General features: G+C 71.6%; 13 protein-coding genes. 7 read left to right on the top strand and 6 right to left on the bottom strand.

Features of this window, described 5'->3' with window-relative positions; translation table 11 throughout:
- The first annotated feature begins 94 nt into the window (after positions 1–94).
- Entirely contained in the window at positions 95–5,653 is a 5,559-nt protein-coding gene (locus tag ABEA10_RS30415; RefSeq protein WP_345469734.1) for a hypothetical protein, read from the top strand.
- Positions 5,654–5,870: 217 nt separating this feature from the next.
- Positions 5,871–6,041, top strand: coding sequence for a hypothetical protein (locus ABEA10_RS30410; protein WP_285568121.1), 171 nt, complete (start codon positions 5,871–5,873; stop codon positions 6,039–6,041).
- 73 nt (positions 6,042–6,114) lie between these two features.
- Here the strand turns inward: ABEA10_RS30410 and ABEA10_RS30405 are convergent, their stop codons facing one another.
- Positions 6,115–6,396, bottom strand: coding sequence for a metal-sensitive transcriptional regulator (locus tag ABEA10_RS30405; RefSeq protein WP_345469730.1), 282 nt, complete (start codon positions 6,394–6,396; stop codon positions 6,115–6,117).
- 219 nt (positions 6,397–6,615) lie between these two features.
- Between ABEA10_RS30405 and ABEA10_RS30400 the strand changes: the two genes are divergently transcribed.
- Positions 6,616–7,233 carry a DUF47 domain-containing protein gene (locus ABEA10_RS30400; RefSeq protein ID WP_345469728.1) on the top strand — a complete coding sequence of 206 codons (618 nt, stop codon included), beginning with the start codon at positions 6,616–6,618 and terminating at the stop codon, positions 7,231–7,233.
- A gap of 46 nt (positions 7,234–7,279) precedes the next feature.
- On the top strand, positions 7,280–8,278 hold the full coding sequence (locus ABEA10_RS30395) for an inorganic phosphate transporter (RefSeq protein ID WP_345469726.1): 999 nt from the start codon (positions 7,280–7,282) through the stop codon (positions 8,276–8,278).
- 140 nt (positions 8,279–8,418) lie between these two features.
- On the opposite strand, the gene pstB is transcribed toward ABEA10_RS30395, so the two are convergent.
- The 5 genes from pstB to mshD form a co-directional block, all read right to left on the bottom strand.
- Entirely contained in the window at positions 8,419–9,195 is a 777-nt protein-coding gene (pstB, locus tag ABEA10_RS30390) for a phosphate ABC transporter ATP-binding protein PstB (RefSeq protein WP_329244086.1), read from the bottom strand.
- A 13-nt stretch (positions 9,196–9,208) separates the two neighbouring features.
- Positions 9,209–10,096, bottom strand: coding sequence for a phosphate ABC transporter permease PstA (gene pstA / locus ABEA10_RS30385; RefSeq protein ID WP_345469723.1), 888 nt, complete (start codon positions 10,094–10,096; stop codon positions 9,209–9,211).
- 64 nt (positions 10,097–10,160) lie between these two features.
- Positions 10,161–11,138, bottom strand: a complete 978-nt coding sequence (pstC, locus tag ABEA10_RS30380) for a phosphate ABC transporter permease subunit PstC (protein WP_425550979.1) — start codon at positions 11,136–11,138, stop codon at positions 10,161–10,163.
- 82 nt (positions 11,139–11,220) lie between these two features.
- Complete coding sequence (gene pstS, locus ABEA10_RS30375) at positions 11,221–12,309, bottom strand: phosphate ABC transporter substrate-binding protein PstS (RefSeq protein ID WP_345469721.1); 1,089 nt, start codon at positions 12,307–12,309, stop codon at positions 11,221–11,223.
- A gap of 224 nt (positions 12,310–12,533) precedes the next feature.
- Entirely contained in the window at positions 12,534–13,421 is an 888-nt protein-coding gene (mshD, locus tag ABEA10_RS30370; RefSeq protein ID WP_345469719.1) for a mycothiol synthase, read from the bottom strand.
- A 147-nt stretch (positions 13,422–13,568) separates the two neighbouring features.
- On the opposite strand from mshD, the gene ABEA10_RS30365 reads away from it, so the two are divergent.
- The 3 genes from ABEA10_RS30365 to ABEA10_RS30355 all read left to right on the top strand — a co-directional run bounded on the left by ABEA10_RS30365 (position 13,569) and on the right by ABEA10_RS30355 (position 15,397).
- Complete coding sequence (locus ABEA10_RS30365) at positions 13,569–14,243, top strand: hypothetical protein (protein WP_345469717.1); 675 nt, start codon at positions 13,569–13,571, stop codon at positions 14,241–14,243.
- A 23-nt stretch (positions 14,244–14,266) separates the two neighbouring features.
- On the top strand, positions 14,267–14,509 hold the full coding sequence (locus ABEA10_RS30360; protein WP_345469715.1) for a hypothetical protein: 243 nt from the start codon (positions 14,267–14,269) through the stop codon (positions 14,507–14,509).
- 456 nt (positions 14,510–14,965) lie between these two features.
- A complete protein-coding gene (locus ABEA10_RS30355; protein ID WP_345469713.1) occupies positions 14,966–15,397 on the top strand; it encodes an LppU/SCO3897 family protein in 432 nt (143 codons plus the stop codon).
- The last annotated feature ends 11 nt before the right edge of the window (positions 15,398–15,408 follow it).

The following is a 15,408-nucleotide window of genomic DNA, read 5'->3' as shown; positions in this document are numbered from 1 at the left end:
GCCTTCACGCTGGTGATCCGTTTACCATTGCGTGGTGGTCTGGGGGCAGGCATATGGGGATGTTCCCTCGTCCGCCGCACATGATCCCTTTGCGGTGGCCGAGCGGGACATCCGTGCCATGGTCTCCTCCGGCTGGTGGTCCGGCACACCGCCGCAGCAGCGTCAGCACCTCATCGCCGGCCGCATGCTCGCCCTCCCCGACGGCTCGTGGTGGATCTTCGGAGCCTGGGGCCGCTGGTACCGCCTGACCCCCGCCGACGCCCAGTGGCACCTCTGCCCGCCGCCGCAGCTGGCGATGACCCGCGGGTCCGCGCGCCCGCTCCAGCAGGGCATGCCCGTGCCGCCGGTCCCTCCGCACGTCGTCCCGACCGGCCCCGACCTCGCGTACGCGCCGCCGTCGGCGCTGGCCTTCGTCGACGCCGGCATCCGGCCCGAGGTGACCTCCCGCGTACGCGCCACCGTCGAGTCGGCCGCCGCCCTTCCGACGCACGACTATCCGCACTGGTGGGGGCTGTTCTCCTCCGGCGTCCCGAGCACGGTCGCCGTCACCTGGGGCGTGATGCTGTGGTGCGCCACCGCTCCGGTCTTCGACGCGCGCCTCGACGCGCAGATGCTCGCACTGTGGTCGTCCTACCGAGCACGGCCGCTGCCGGACATCGACGGCCCGCGCTGGCTGACGCCGCCGCCGCTGGAGGCGCTGGTCGGCCTCTACACCGAGCGGCTGCGCTCCGGCCGCGTCGACGCGGCCGTGGTCATCCTCCGCACGATGTGGGCGATGGCGGGCGCGCTGCGCGAGGACTCGCGGTTCCAGCCGCGCGCCGACGCCCTGATCGCGATGCTCGGCGTGACCCTGCAGAACCCCACGGTCGACTACGGCGCCCTGTCGTACGGTGACCAGGCCGTCGTCCAGCAGTGGCTCACCCGCTGCCCGCCGTCCCTGGCCCCCGCCCTGCGCGTCGAGGCCTCGGCCGGCGAACACTTCCGCAACGCCTACTACGACCTCGCGCTCGCGGTCACCCCGATCGCCGGCGACCCGGCCTCGCGCGGCTACGTCGAGCCCCGGCTGATCGCCGCCGCCCTGCTCGCCGCCGACCTCGCGGTCGTGCGCCAGGACGTCTCCGGCCAGGTGATCGGCTGGCTCGACCCGCAGGTCAGCGACGCCATGCGGGCGATGCTGATCCAGCGCGACCATCCGCTCCGCCCGTTCTGGCCCGACGGCGACCGGCTGCCGCGGTCGCTGCGCGACGGCATGGAGGCCACCGAACCGGCCGTCCGCAGCACGCTCCTCGCCACGATGTACGCCGCGGACCTCGCGTGGTGCCGCCTCGGGGGAGGCATCCCGGCCCGGCCGCGCGGCTTCCCGTCCTCGGTGGCGGTCCTGGCCGAGATCATCGGCCCGACGCGCGCCACGTCGGCGACCGCGTCCGAGCCGGTCTCCCACACCCCGGGCATCGCCCCGCTCGCGCACCAGTACCCCGCGAACCCGGCCGCGTCACCACAGACGCCGGGCGTGCCCATGGCCCAGCAGCCCCCGACCGGCCCGCCGGGCCAGGCCCCGGCCTGGACGTCGCCCGCGTCGAGCGCTGCGGGTGGCGGCGGCGCGGCGGACGCGCCGCCTCCCGCCACGGAGGCGTGGGACGGAGCCCAGCCCTGGCCCGCCACCCCCGCGCGCGAGACGCCCAAGGCCGCCCCGCCGCCGGCGACCGAGGCGTGGCAGGGAGCGTCCGACCTCCCCGCGAGCACACCGCCGCGAACCGAGGCCTGGCCCGGTACGGAAGGCGCACCGGCGTCATGGCCGGGAGCGGGCGGCGGCGAGACACCGTCCCGCCCCCCGCCGACCGAGGCCTGGTCCGCCGCCGAAGGCGCGGACCCGAGCCCGGCCGCGCCGACGCCTGCCGGCCCGGAGCCGCCGGCACCTCCACGAACGGAGGCCTGGCCCGGCACCGATCCCGCCCCACAGCCGCCCCCGCCTCCGCCGACCCAGGCCTGGCCGGGCACGGATCAGGGTTCGGGTGGCGCGGGAAGCTTGCCTCCGGCGACGCAGGCATGGCCGGGTACCGACCCCGGTTCGGGCGCGAGTCAGGGGCCGGGTGGCGTGGGTGGCTCGCCTCCGGCGACCCAGGCGTGGCCGGGTTCGGGCGTGGGTCAGGGTTCGGGTGGCGTGGGTGGTTCGCCTCCGGCGACGCAGGCGTGGCCGGGTACGGATCCCGGTTCGGGCATGGGTTCCGGTCCCGCCGGTTTGGAAGACGCAGCTCCGGCGGGGGAGGCCGGGCCCGGTTCGGGGCCGGAGCCGAGCGAGGCCGGGACGGCCCCGCCCGCGACCGGCGCGGGGGCCGGTGCGAACGCGCCGGGTACGGATGTGTCCGCCGTGCCGGGTACCGGCGCGGGCGGGCCTGTGCCGCCGCCCGCGACTCAGGCGTGGCCGGGGACGGACGGTGGATATCCCGGCGTGTCCGATGCGGAGGTTCAGCCCGCTGAGCCGGACACTTCCGCGCCATCGACCGAGCCGGGCCCGGAGCATTCCCCGGCGGGCGGTCTGACTCCACCGATCTCGGCGCAGGCCTGGCCGGCGGCCGGTGCGGACGCGGAAGGACGGCAGGCCGCCGCCCAGGCGGGGTCCGGCGGGGATGCGGCCTACTCGTCGCCTGAGCCGTACGAGGAGGGTGCCGATACCGGTGCGTCGGTGTCCTCGCCCGCGGCGGAGGTGGGCGCGGGTGAGGCCGCGGCAGGCCTTTCCCCGGCGCCGGCGGAGCAGGGCGGGGAACCTCAAGGCTCCGTGCCGGGCGCCGGATCGCAGGCGGTGGACGCTGGTGATCCGGCGTCCTTGCCTGCCATGCGGGCGGATGACGGACACGCGCCGAAGGCCGCTTCGCCTGCCGAGGGCGTCGAGGCGGCGTCCGGCGCCGGGTCTTCGAGTGGTGAGGACGCCCTGTCAGGGTCGCCGTCGGCGGCGCAGGCGGGAACGGGGGAAGGCGCGGCGGCATCCGGCGGGCCGGTCGCCGGGCCGGGGATGGGCGAGAGCGCGTCGGCGCAGGATCGGGCCGGCGTGAGAGATTCCGCCGTCGGCGGTGATCCGGGCGCGGTGCGGGCCGATGCCGGTGAGGAAGGCTCGCCGTCCGCGGTCCGGATGTCGTCTCCGGCCGAAGGGATCGCCGCCGGGCACTCACCGGTCGCCGCGCGCGACGTGGCGGACCAAGGTGCGTCTTCTCCGCCCGATGGTCCGGCCGCCGTGCCGGAAGAGACCCGTGCCGAGAACGGCGGCGCTGTGGGCTCCCCGGTCGCCGGTACCGCCGGCGTCGGGCCTACGGGCGACGACACCGACGGCATTGATGACACTGAGGGCTCCAAGAGCACCGGCGACGGCGACGCCGAAGGCACCGACGACACCGGCGGCACCGAACGCACGAACGGAACCGCCAGCACCGGCAGCACCAAGGACGCCGCCGACGCCGTCCAGGAGGCCGCTGAGGGCCGTTCCGGTGCTTCAGGGACCTCGGAGGCCTCCGAGGTCCCTGGCGCCCCTACGGCCGCGTCTGAGGCGGTCGCCGCTCACGCTGCCGCGGGCGACGGCTCCCCGGCTCCACGGCCCGGCGTCTTCGCGAGCGCTTCGTTCCACGAACAGACGATCGCGGATCCCCGGGTGCCCCAGTATCCGAAGTATCCGAGCGCCAAAAAGGACGACGACACCGCCGAGGACGACGACACCGCCGAGGACGACGCCACCGTCGTGGACGGTGAGGACGACACCGTCGACGACCAGGCCCTCGGCCTCACCATGATGGACTCGCTCGAAGAGCACGTGAACCACGCCACCAGCCTGGACGCGATCGAGCAGGCCAAGAACGCCACCTACCTCGACTGGATCGGCGGTACCCGCGCCGACGCCGGGTCCATCCCCATCGTCCTGCCGCCCTCGCCCGTGTCCCCCGGGCCGCCGCGTACCCGCATGCTCGAGCAGCAGGAGCCCGAGCCGGCCGAACGGCCCGGGACGCGCATCATGTCGGAGGCGGACCTGTTCGGCAGCGCGCCGATGCCCGAGCGCCCCGTCGAGCAGATCGCACCGCCGCCCCCTCCGGCGCCGATGCCGAAGGTGGTCGAGCGGTTCGGCATCCGGTTCCTGTGCGGGGCGGACGACGCGACCGAGCTGTTCAACGGGCTGTATCGCGGACCCCGGTCCGGCCGGCCCCTGGCGCTGCTCATCGTCGGAGATCCGCACACCGGGCAGCGGCGGCTCACCCGGCTCCTCGCCCGTACGCTCGCCGGCGCCGGGGTGGGCGACGGTTCGGTCCGTACGGCCGACGGCTCGGAGCTGCGCGGCGACCACGTGACGGCGGTGACCGCGATCCTGCGCGGTGCCGGGCCGCCGTTGCTGTTCGAGCGGCTGGACCGCGCCGTCCTCGACGCCACCGATCCCGCGCGGGTCGTGGCCGCCGTCACCGGCGCGCGTGAGAACAAGGCCGCGCTCATCGCCACCTGCGACCCCGCCTCGTACGAGCGGCTGCCCGCCGAGCTGACCCGGGTCTTCCAGGTCTTCCGGCTGCCCGACCTGACGAACACCCAGGCCCGGATGGCCCTGCTGCACGTCCTGGCCGACGAGCGGCGGGTGACGATCAGCGCCGCCGGGCTCGACGTCGTACGGGCGGACCTGACGCGGCTCACCGGCCACGGCGACCTCGTCGGCGCGCGGCTCGTCGAGGCGTACCTCGACCGCGCGGTCGCCCGGCATATCGACCGGGCCGGCGCCCCGCGTGACCGGATGGTCCTCGTGCCGGTCGACTTCGTCGGGGTGGCCGAGGAGATCGAGCCGGCGCTCCGGCCTCCTCGTGACGTGGACGGCTACCTGCGCGGGCTCGAGGAGATGATCGGGCTGGACGAGGTCAAGCGGACCGTCGGCGGGCTGGTCGCCGAGGCCCGCATGGCCGCCGACCGGGCCGTGCGCGGGCTGCCGTCCGGCAACCCCAGCCGTCATCTGATCTTCCTCGGCCGGCCGGGCACCGGGAAGGCGACCGTCGCCGGGCTGATCGGCGGCATCTACGCGGCGCTGAACCTCCTCGACACCGGGCAGCTCGTCGTGTGCGGGGCGCGCGACTTCGCGGCCGGCGACACGGCGGCCAAGGTCGCGGCGTCGGTGGACCGGGCCATGGGCGGCGTCCTGTTCGTCGAGGACGCCCACCTGCTGGACCGCATGCCGGCCGCGGTGGAGGAGCTGTCGCGCCTCATGCGGGAGCGGCGCGACAAGTTCATGGTCATCTGCGCGAGCCTGCCCGACGAGATGGAGGGCTTCCTGCTCGCCAACCCGGGTTTCCGCGCGGAGTTCGGAGCGATCATCGAGTTCGGTGAGCCGACAGAGCGGCAGCTCGTGCAGCTCTTCTCCCGGCTGGCCGAGCGCGACCTCTACATGCTCGACGAGGAGCTGCGGGTGGAGCTGATCGAGCGGTTCGCCGGCATGCGCAGGTACCCGGAGTTCGCGTTCGCCGACACCGTACGCCGCCTGTTCGACCAGATCGTCGCCCGCCAGGCGGCGCGGCTCTCCGGGTCGCGCGTCGACCCGGCGGCGGTGGCGCGGCTGAGCGTGGGCGACCTGCCGGACTCCCAGGCCGGGCAGCTGCTGCACGAGCTCCACCCCGACCGGCGCCTGCCCCCTCACGCCTAGGGCGTGCCGCACGGTGCGTTCTCGCCGTGAGGGTCGACGAGATCGTCGGTGCCGGCGGCCGGAGCACGTCGTACGGGTCGCCGGGACCCGTACGGGGAAGAACCATGCGACTAGACCATGGGGACCACTCGGGAGATGGCCGCCGAATGGCCCTCTTGGGTCATGTCCCGATCGGTCGGTGACGCGTAGCCTCGATGGCAGGTGGGGACGAGCGGAGGTGGACGCGGTGCGTCAAGCAAATGTGGATCTGCGCGTCCACGACCGGGTCGCGCTTGATGAGATCGAGCTCTACTCCGAGATGCTCAGTGCCGTCGCTTCGGCCGAGCGGCCGCTGACGGTCGACGAGATCGACATGGTGCTCGGGATCGGTCACACAGCCCAGTCGTGAGGGCCGCCGTGGTCGGAAGTCTCCGTGGGGGCACGGAGGCGGCCACGGCGACCGCGGCGGAATGTGAGCTTTTTCACGAACGAACGAGTCGGGCGATCGCGGCCGAGGCCTCTTTGACCTTCGCCTCCGCTTCGGGGCCGCCCTCGTCGATGGCCTGCGCCACGCAGTGGCCGAGATGGTCTTCGAGCAGCCCGAGCGCGACCGACTGGAGCGCACGGGTCACCGCCGAGACCTGCGTCAGTACGTCGATGCAGTACTCATCCTCGTCGACCATCCGCTGGAGACCACGCACCTGACCCTCGATCCGCCGCAGGCGGGTCAGGTAGGCGTCCTTGTCCTTCGCGTAGCCGTGCATGGGCGCAGCGTATACCCCTGTGGGGTAACTGGCAACAGATCGTTTGATTCACACTATTTGGGGTAAAGCACGCGGGCACGGTCAGTGATCACCTCAGACCAGGATGAACGTGCCCCCTTTGAGGAGCATGCGGTCGGTAGCGTGGGGGCGAAGGTTCGCTTTCCTGCTGGTTAGCCGTACCATCCTCTCCGGACTGTTCCCGCACTTCAGGAGAAGGACGTGCGATTCCGACTCACGCCGCGTGAGGACAGCTACTACGACATGTTCGCGGACTCCGCGAACAATCTGGTCACCGGCGCCAGGTTGCTCGTGGAGCTCATCAGCGACGGCGGCAACCGTGAGGGGATCGCGGAGAAGATGCGCGCCTGCGAGCACGCAGGCGACGAATTCACTCACGCGATCATGCGCAGGCTCAACGAGAGCTTCATCACGCCCTTCGACCGAGAGGACATCTACCGGCTCGCGTCTTCGCTCGACGACGTCATGGACTTCATGGAGGCGGCGGCCGACCTCGTGGTGCTCTACAAGATCGATGAACTGCCCGGAGACGTCGTCGACCAGGTCGAGGTGCTCGAACGCGCCGCCGAGCTGACCGCCGAGGCGATGCCTCGCCTGCGCGGCATGAAGAACCTCAGCGAGTACTGGATCGAGATCAACCGTCTCGAGAACCAGGGCGACCAGGTCTACCGCCGTCTCCTCGCCGAGCTGTTCGGCGGTGAGTACGACGCGCTGACCGTCCTGAAGTTCAAGGAGGTCGTCGACCAGCTCGAAGCGGCGGCCGACGCCTTCGAGAAGGTGGCCAACACCGTCGAGTCCATCGCGGTCAAGGAATCGTGACCGCGCGCCGGGCCGACGTGGCCATCGAGGGGAAGGACACGCGAGAGTGGAGTTGACGGCCCTCATCGTCGTGGTCGCCATCGCGTTGTTCTTCAACTACACCAACGGCTTCCATGACGCGGCGAACGCCATCGCCACCTCGGTCTCCACCCGCGCGCTGACCCCCCGCGCGGCGCTGGCGATGGCCGCCGTGATGAACCTCGTCGGCGCGTTCCTGGGCACGGGCGTGGCCAAGACCGTCGGCAGCGGCATCATCGATCCGCCCAAGGACCTGCACGGCCTGACGATCGTCGCCGCCGCGCTGGCCGGCGCGATCGTGTGGAACCTCATCACCTGGTATTTCGGCCTGCCGTCCTCGTCCACGCACGGGCTGGTCGGCGGGCTGATCGGCGCCGCGCTCGCGGCGTCCGGCAGCGTCCTGTGGGCGGACGTGCTCGAGAAGGTCGTCCTGTGGATGGTGCTGTCGCCGATCATCGGGCTCCTCCTCGGCTACCTGGTGATGACCGGCTTCCTGTGGATCTTCCGCAACTCCTACCCGGGCCGGGTCGGCCGCCGCTTCCGCATCGCCCAGTCGCTGAGCGCGGCGGCGATGGCGCTCGGACACGGCCTCCAGGACGCGCAGAAGACCATGGGCATCATCGTGCTCGCGCTGGTCACCACCGGCTACCAGGACGCGGGCGACTCCCACGTGCCGGTCTGGGTCATCCTGGTCTGCGCGGCGGTGCTGTCCCTCGGCACGTACGCCGGCGGCTGGCGGATCATGCGGACGCTCGGCCGGCGCGTCATCGAGCTCGACCCGCCGAAGGGCTTCGCCGCCGAGGCCACGGCGGCGAGCGTCCTGTACGCCACGGCGTTCATCTGGCAGGCGCCGGTCTCCACCACGCACACGATCACCGCGGCGATCATGGGCGTCGGCTCCACGAAGCGGCTGTCGGCGGTGCGCTGGGGCGTCGCCGGAAACATCGTGGTGGCCTGGATCCTGACCATCCCGGCCGCGGGAATCGTCGCCGCCATCGCGTACGGGATCATCAGCCTGTTCCACTGACCGGTATCCGGCGCGGAGCGCAGCGTAGTGCCAGATACCGGTCAGTCCGGGTTTCTGCGCCTCCTTCGGGAGGCACTGCGCGTACGCCGGTGTCCGGACGGTGCCCCCGCTCCGTCCGGACACCGGCGTACGCGCGAGGATCACCCGAAGCGGCCGGTGATGTAGTCCTCCGTGGCCTTCTCGCTCGGGTTCGTGAAGATCTTGTTCGTGTCGTCGATCTCGATCAGGCGGCCCGGCTGCCCCTGGGCGGCCAGGTTGAAGAACCCGGTGGTGTCGCTCACGCGGGCGGCCTGCTGCATGTTGTGGGTGACGATCACGATCGTGTACTGGTCCTTCAGCGACGCGATCAGGTCCTCGATGGCGAGGGTGGAGATCGGGTCGAGGGCCGAGCACGGCTCGTCCATGAGCAGCACCTGCGGCTCGACCGCGATCGCCCGCGCGATGCAGAGCCGCTGCTGCTGCCCGCCGGACAGGCCCGCGCCGGGCCGGTTCAGGCGGTCCTTGACCTCGTTCCACAGGTTCGCGCCGCGCAGGGACTTCTCCACGATCTCGCCGAGCCGGCTCCGGCCGCGGACGCCGTTCAGCTTCAGGCCCGCGGCGACGTTGTCGAAGATCGACATCGTGGGGAACGGGTTCGGCCGCTGGAAGACCATGCCGACCGCACGCCGGACCGCGACCGGGTCCACGTCCGAGCCGTACAGGTTGAGGTCGTCGAGCATCACCTTGCCCTCGACCCGCGCGCCGGGGATCACCTCGTGCATGCGGTTCAGCGTGCGCAGCAGTGTCGACTTGCCGCACCCGGAGGGGCCGATGAACGCGGTCACGGAGCGGGGTTCGATCGTCATCGAGATGTCCTCGATGGCCCGGGTCTTGCCGTAGTAGGCGTTCAGCCCGGAGATCTCGATCCGCTTGGCCATGGGGGCACTACTCCTATCGGGAAACGGGCTTGCGCAGGCGGGCGACGACGCGCGCCACCAGGTTGAGCAGCATGATGATCACGATCAGGGTGAGTGCGGCCGCCCACGCCCGGTTGATCGCGGCGTCGTTCGGCCGCCCCGCCTGGTCGAAGATGAAGAGCGGCAGGGCCATCTGCGGCCCCTGGAACGGGTTGTTGTTGATCGCCGAGGTCACGAACACCGTCAGCAGCAGGGGAGCCGTCTCGCCCATGACACGGGCGATGGCCAGCATGATGCCGGTGATGATGCCGGTGAAGGACGTCGGCAGCACGACGAAGCAGATCGTCCGCCACCGGGGCACGCCCAGCGCGTACGAGGCCTCGCGCAGGTCGTTCGGGACCAGCTTGAGCATCTCCTCGGCGGCGCGGACGACCGTCGGCATCATCAGGATCGACAGCGCCAGCGCGCCGGCGAAGCCGGAGAAGCTGAAGCCGAGCAGCAGGAGCCAGAACGCCAGGATGAACAGGCCCGCCACGATCGAGGGCAGGCCGGTCATGACGTCCACGAAGAAGCTGACGAGCTTGGCCAGCCTGCTGTCCCGCCCGTACTCCACCAGGTAGACGGCGGTCAGCACCCCGATCGGGATGGCGATGACGCTCGCCAGCAGCACCTGCTCGACGGTTCCGATGATCGCGTGGTACGCGCCGCCGCCGGTGTCGTTGGCGCCGATGCCGTTCAGGGAGTGGGTGAAGAACTCCGGGTCGAACCGCTTGATGCCCTTCGACAGGACCGTCCACAGCACGGACAGCAGCGGGATGACCGCGAGCAGGAACGCGACGTAGACGAAGACCTGGACGATCCGGTCCTTGGCCTTGCGACCGGCGGAGACCTCGCTCAGCGTGGGCTGGTTGAGGGAACTCACGAGACCTCCTTCGTCGGGTCGTGAGTGACACTGCTGTGCTTGCCGGTTCGCTCGCTTCGCTCGTTCACGAGAACTCCTTGCGGCGGGCGACGATGGCTCGGGCGAGCATGTTGACGACGAGGGTGATCACGAACAGCACCAGGCCGGAGGCGATGAGCGCGCCGCGGCCCATGTTCCCGGCCATGCCGAAGGTGTTCGCGATGTTGGCGGCGAAGGTGTTGCCGCCCGGCTTGAGGATTCGCAGCGAGATGCCGGCGGCCGTGGACAGCACCATCGCGACCGCGATGGTCTCGCCGAGCGCCCGGCCCAGGCCGAGCATCGCGGCGCTGACCATGCCGGAGCGGCCGAACGGCAGCACGGCCATCCGGATGACCTCCCAGCGGGTCGCGCCGAGCGCCAGGGCCGCCTCGACGTTCGCCCGCGGCACCTGGAGGAACACCTCACGAGAGATCGAGGAGATGATCGGCAGGATCATGATCGCCAGCACGACGGCGGCGGTCAGGATGGACTGCCCGCCCACGCTGTCGCCGCCGAAGAGCGGGATCCAGCCGAAGTGGTCGTGCAGGAAGTTCGCGACGTGGGCCATCTTCGGCACGAAGAACTGCAGGCCCCACAGCCCGTACACCACACTCGGCACCGCGGCGAGCAGATCGACCACGTAGCCCAGGCCGGACGCCAGCCGGCGTGGGGAGTAGAAGGCGATGAACAGCGCGATCCCGATCGCCACCGGCGTGGCGAGGATCAGCGCCATGAAGGACGACAGCAGTGTGCCCCACGTGAGCTGCAGGATGCCGAACCGCGGCTGGGCCGCGTCGGGGCTCCACTCCTGTGAGGTGAGGAAGTTGGCCTTGTCCGCCTTCAGAGCCGGGACGGCCTTCGCGATGAGGAACACCGCGATCGCCGCGATGATGAGGAGCAGCAGGATGCCGGAACCGCGGGCAGAGATGCCGAACAGGCGATCCCCCAGGCGGCCGGTGCTGATCCTGCGTCCCCGTCCCCTCTGGGCGCCGGTGGCACCCTGCTCAAGGGTCTCGCTGGTCACTCGTTCGCACTCCTCGTTCTCAGGGCTGGGTATGCCGCCGAGCCGACGCGGTCGGTCCGCGCCGGCTCGAAGACCGTCTCGGTCAGGACAGGCCCTTCACGGCCGCCTGGACCTTGGTCAGGATCGCGTCGGGGATCGGCGCGTACCCGAGGCCGCTCAGGATCGACTGACCCTGCTGGCTGGAGGTGTAGGTGAGGAAGGACTTGACGAACTTCGCCTGCTCGTCGGGGAGGCCCTTCTCGCAGACGATCTCGTACGTGACCAGGACGATCGGGTAGCCGTCCTTGGCCTTGTAGTCGAGCGTCAGGGACAGGTCGTCGCCCTGGCCGGAGACCTGCGCGCCCGCGATCGCCTTGGAGGCGGTGTCGGAGCTGACCTCGCTGTACTGGCCGGAGCCGTTCTGGATCTTGGCGGTCTGCAGCTTGCCGTTGGTGGCGTAGGACAGCTCGGCGTAGCCGATGGTGCCGTCGCCCTGCTTGACGCCGGTGGAGACGCCGTCGGAGCCCTTGAGGCCCTGGCCGCCGGCCGCGGACGGCCAGGTCTTGCCGCCCTCGAACTTCCAGACGTCCGGCGCGGTGGCGAGCAGGAACTTGGTGAGGTTGTCCGTCGTGCCCGAGTCGTCCGAGCGGTGCAGCGGCTTGACCGGCGTGGCCGGCAGCTTCACGCCGGAGTTGTCCTTGGCGATCGCCGGGTCGTTCCAGGTCTTGATCTTGCCGGCGAAGATGCTCGCGAGCGTCTTCGGCGACAGCTGGATGCCGTCCACGCCCTTGAGGTTGTAGATGATCGCGATCGGGCCGCCGACCATGGGCAGGTCGAGCGCCTTGCCGCTCTTGCAGCGGGCGTCGGCGGGGCCGTGCTCCTCGGGCTTGAGCGCCGAGTCCGAGCCGGCGAAGGCGACCTGGCCACCGGTGAACGCCTGGACACCCGCCCCAGAGCCGCTGCCGTTGTAGTTCACGTTGGAGCCGGGGCAGCTCTGCTGGTAGCCCTTGATCCACTCGCTCATGGCGTTCGCCTGAGCCGTGGACCCGGCCGCGTTGACCGTGGACTTCACGCAGTCACCGCTGGCGGCGGTGGTCTTCCCACCGTTGTCGTCCGTACCGCACGCGGTCAGCGAGAGCGCACCCGCAAGGGCCACGCCGCCGAGGGCGGCCAGCCGTGTGCCGATCTTCACCGAAACTTCTCCTCAAGGTAGTTGGGCGGCCCGCCGGGCATTTGTCCAGGTTGGGACCACCGTCGATGCCGACGCTAAGGAGAAGAGGTGTCCACTCACTCTGATCTAGGTGAACGCGGAATGAACTCAGGTGTGATGTCTGGGAAAAGTAGGTGTTACGTGAGGCGACCGTACGGTTAACGGCCCCACATCCGGGCGCGTCGGGGCTGGTGACGCTCCGGTGACTACCTGGTTGACCGCGAGTTGCGGTACATGGCGTCGGTCGAGCGGAGTTCGAAGCCGAGCTTCGTGTAAAGGGCCGTGGCCGCGGTGTTCGACTCGTCGACGTACAACATGACCGCCGGCAGGCCCCTGCTCTCCAGGTGCCGCAGCCCGGTGACGGTCAGGACGCGGCCCAGCCCGAGCCCCTGGGCGGACGGGTCGACGCCGACCACGTACACCTCGCCGATCGGGCCGTCCTCGTGCACCTTCGTCCAGTGGAAGCCGAGCAGCCCGCCGCCGGCCTCGTCCTCGGCCGCGTCGTCGCGCACGGCGAGGAAGAAGCCCTCGGCGGAGAACCACGGCTCGCGCTCACGGCGTTCGAGGTCGGCGCGCGTCCACCGGCCCTGCTCCGGGTGGTGGGCGAAGGCGCGGGCGTTGACGCGGACCCAGGCGTCCTCGTCGCGGCCGGGCGTGAACGTGCGAAGCCGTACGCCGGGCGGTGGGGCGGCCTCGGGCAATGGGGCGCCGGCCGGGCGCTCCATCTTCCACAGGGCGCGGAACCGTTCGAAGCCGAGCGCCTCGGCGAGCGCGATGGCGCCGGGCAGCTCGCCGTGGGCCCAGACGTTCAGCGTCTCCACCTGACCGGCCAGCGCGGTGACGAGCGCGCGGCCGTGCCCGCGCCGCCGGAACGCCGGGTGGACCGTGAGCTCACCCGCGTCGCCGTCGAGGACGGCCACGCCCGCCAGTGCGTCACCGTCGTAGGCGAGGACGGCGCCGCCGCCGTCCCGCAGGCGCAACAGGGCGCTCTCGCCGACCGGCCGCACGCCGTCGGCGCGGGTGGTCTCCGCGGTGAGGGCGAGGACCGCCGCCACCTCGTCGTCCGTCAGTTCGTTCCGTACGACCAGGCTCATGCCCGGAGCCTACAGAGCCGGGTTCGCGGGGCCTGTTCCGAGGTCTCCTGTCACGATGTGGTTTCAGGGTGTATGCGCCTCCTCCCGCGAGCGTGGTCCGGTGCCATAGCATCTGGGCGCACTGGCTGCGCGCGGAAGGCGGTCGTCGTGGGCGATCCCGGAATGCCGATCATGGCGGGGCTGCTCGCCGTGCCCGTCTTCGTGCTGCTGTTCGTGATCGTGCTGGCCCTGATGGGCCGCCGGTGGGCCTCACCCGCCGCGCTCGCGGACGCGCCCTTCGAGGACGACTTCGACGAGCCGGTGCCGTACGCGAAGCCGTGGGGGTACTACGAGCCGCCGCCCGCACCGACCCCGACGCCGTCCGCCGAGAGCCACGGCCCCGCGCAGCAGTGGCCCGCTCCCCGGCACGCCCTGCCGCCGGCCCCACGGCCACAGCACGCCCTGCCGCCGGTCGCGCGGCCCCAGCACGCCCTGCCGTCGGCTCCGCGGTCCCAGAGCGCTCTGCCGCCGGCTTCACAGCCTCGCAACGCTCTGCCGCCGGCCGCGCACTCCCAGCACGCTCTGCCGCCCGCACAGCCGTCGCAGCATCGGTCCCAGCCGTACGGAGGGCAGCCGGCGCTGCCGCCGGTGGAGAGCCCGCCGGCCCTGCCGCCCGCGCGGCCCGCCTACCTGCCCCCTCCGCCGGAGTCCTACGCGCGGCCTGAGCGGCGGGACCCGTACGGCCGCCCGTACGAGCACGACCCGTACGGCCGCCCGGGTCAGCCCGAGCCCGAGGATTCCTCGCACGGCGCCTTCCCCTACGGCCCGTACCGCCAGCAGTAGGAAGCCCCGAGCCGGGAGTGTCATTGCTCATCTACGTACTGCCGCTGCTGCTCATCCTCGCGGTGTTCGCCCTGACGCTCCTGTGGGCCCGGTTCCGCGCCGGTGGCAAGCCGGCGCCGCCGCCCTGCGGACCGCCGGGATACCCGTATCCGCCCGGACAGAGCGCATACGGGCCGCAGACCCCTCCGTACGCGTCCCAGGGGTACGGGCCGCCACCTGGACAAGAGTGGCCACCGCCGGGGCAGGGCGGCCACGGGCCGCAGTGACGGCGAACAGGGCGGCTTCGCGATTGAAAGAACGAACCTGTTCGTCCGACCGCTTTACCGCGGATCGTAGGGATTCACAGTCGCTACGATCGACCCCGGAATGAACGCGCGCCCTTTGGGGAGTGGGTCTCTGTGCAACCCCCGCAGCCGCCGTACGGCGGGCCTTCGGGCCCGGGTTTCGGTCCTCCGCCCGGCCCGCCGGGGCCCCCTGGGCCATCCTGGCCTCCCGGCCCGTCCGGCCCAACGGGGCCGCCTGGCCCACAACGCCCCTCTGGTCCAATGGGCCCCTCTGGACCACAAGGCCCACCTCTGCCGCAGGGTCTGTCCGGCCCGCAGGGTCCGTCCGGCCCGCAGGGTCCGTCCGGCCCTCAAGGCCCGTCGGGTCCGCAGGGGCCGCCTGAGTGGGGACCACCGCCGCCCGACCCGCCGGACCCGCCCGGGCCGAAGAGCGGCGGTGTGGTGGTCATCGTGGTCATCGTGGTGTTCGTACTGCTCATCGGCGGTGGGATCGGCCTGGCGTTCACGTACGGGTCCGACCAGCCGGAGAAACCGAAGGCGGCCCCGCCCTCGTACAGTCCGCCGACCACGCTCACGCCCCCGGCCTACAGCCCGCCCGCCTACAGCCCGCCGCCGGAGCCCTCCGAGACGCCGTCCGACACGCCGTCGACGGCGGCGCCGGTGTTCGACCCGCAGCCGGGGCAGTGCGTGAAGAACACGGGGACTCCCGCGAAACCGCGCCTGGTGATCTCGACGTGCACCCCGGGTCGCTACAAGATCATCGACCGCATCGACGGCACCACCGACATCAAGAAGTGCGACTCGACCGACTACACGTACGCGGTCTGGTTCAACCACCCGAAGTACGTGCTGTGCCTGAAGGACCTTTGAGGAAACCGTCC

Origin of the sequence: Actinoallomurus oryzae, assembly GCF_039541955.1 — a bacterium.
Taxonomy (GTDB): Bacteria; Actinomycetota; Actinomycetes; order Streptosporangiales; family Streptosporangiaceae; genus Actinoallomurus; species Actinoallomurus oryzae.
This window is presented reverse-complemented; position numbering and strand designations above follow the sequence as displayed.

What these genes read in the sequence shown, in the direction of transcription:
- mshD (WP_345469719.1), bottom strand. Translation starts at nt 13,421, where the DNA reads ATGAGCCTGGTCGTACGGAACGAACTGACGGACGACGAGGTGGCGGCG.
- pstB (WP_329244086.1), bottom strand. Translation starts at nt 9,195, where the DNA reads ATGGCCAAGCGGATCGAGATCTCCGGGCTGAACGCCTACTACGGCAAG.
- ABEA10_RS30405 (WP_345469730.1), bottom strand. Translation starts at nt 6,396, where the DNA reads ATGCACGGCTACGCGAAGGACAAGGACGCCTACCTGACCCGCCTGCGG.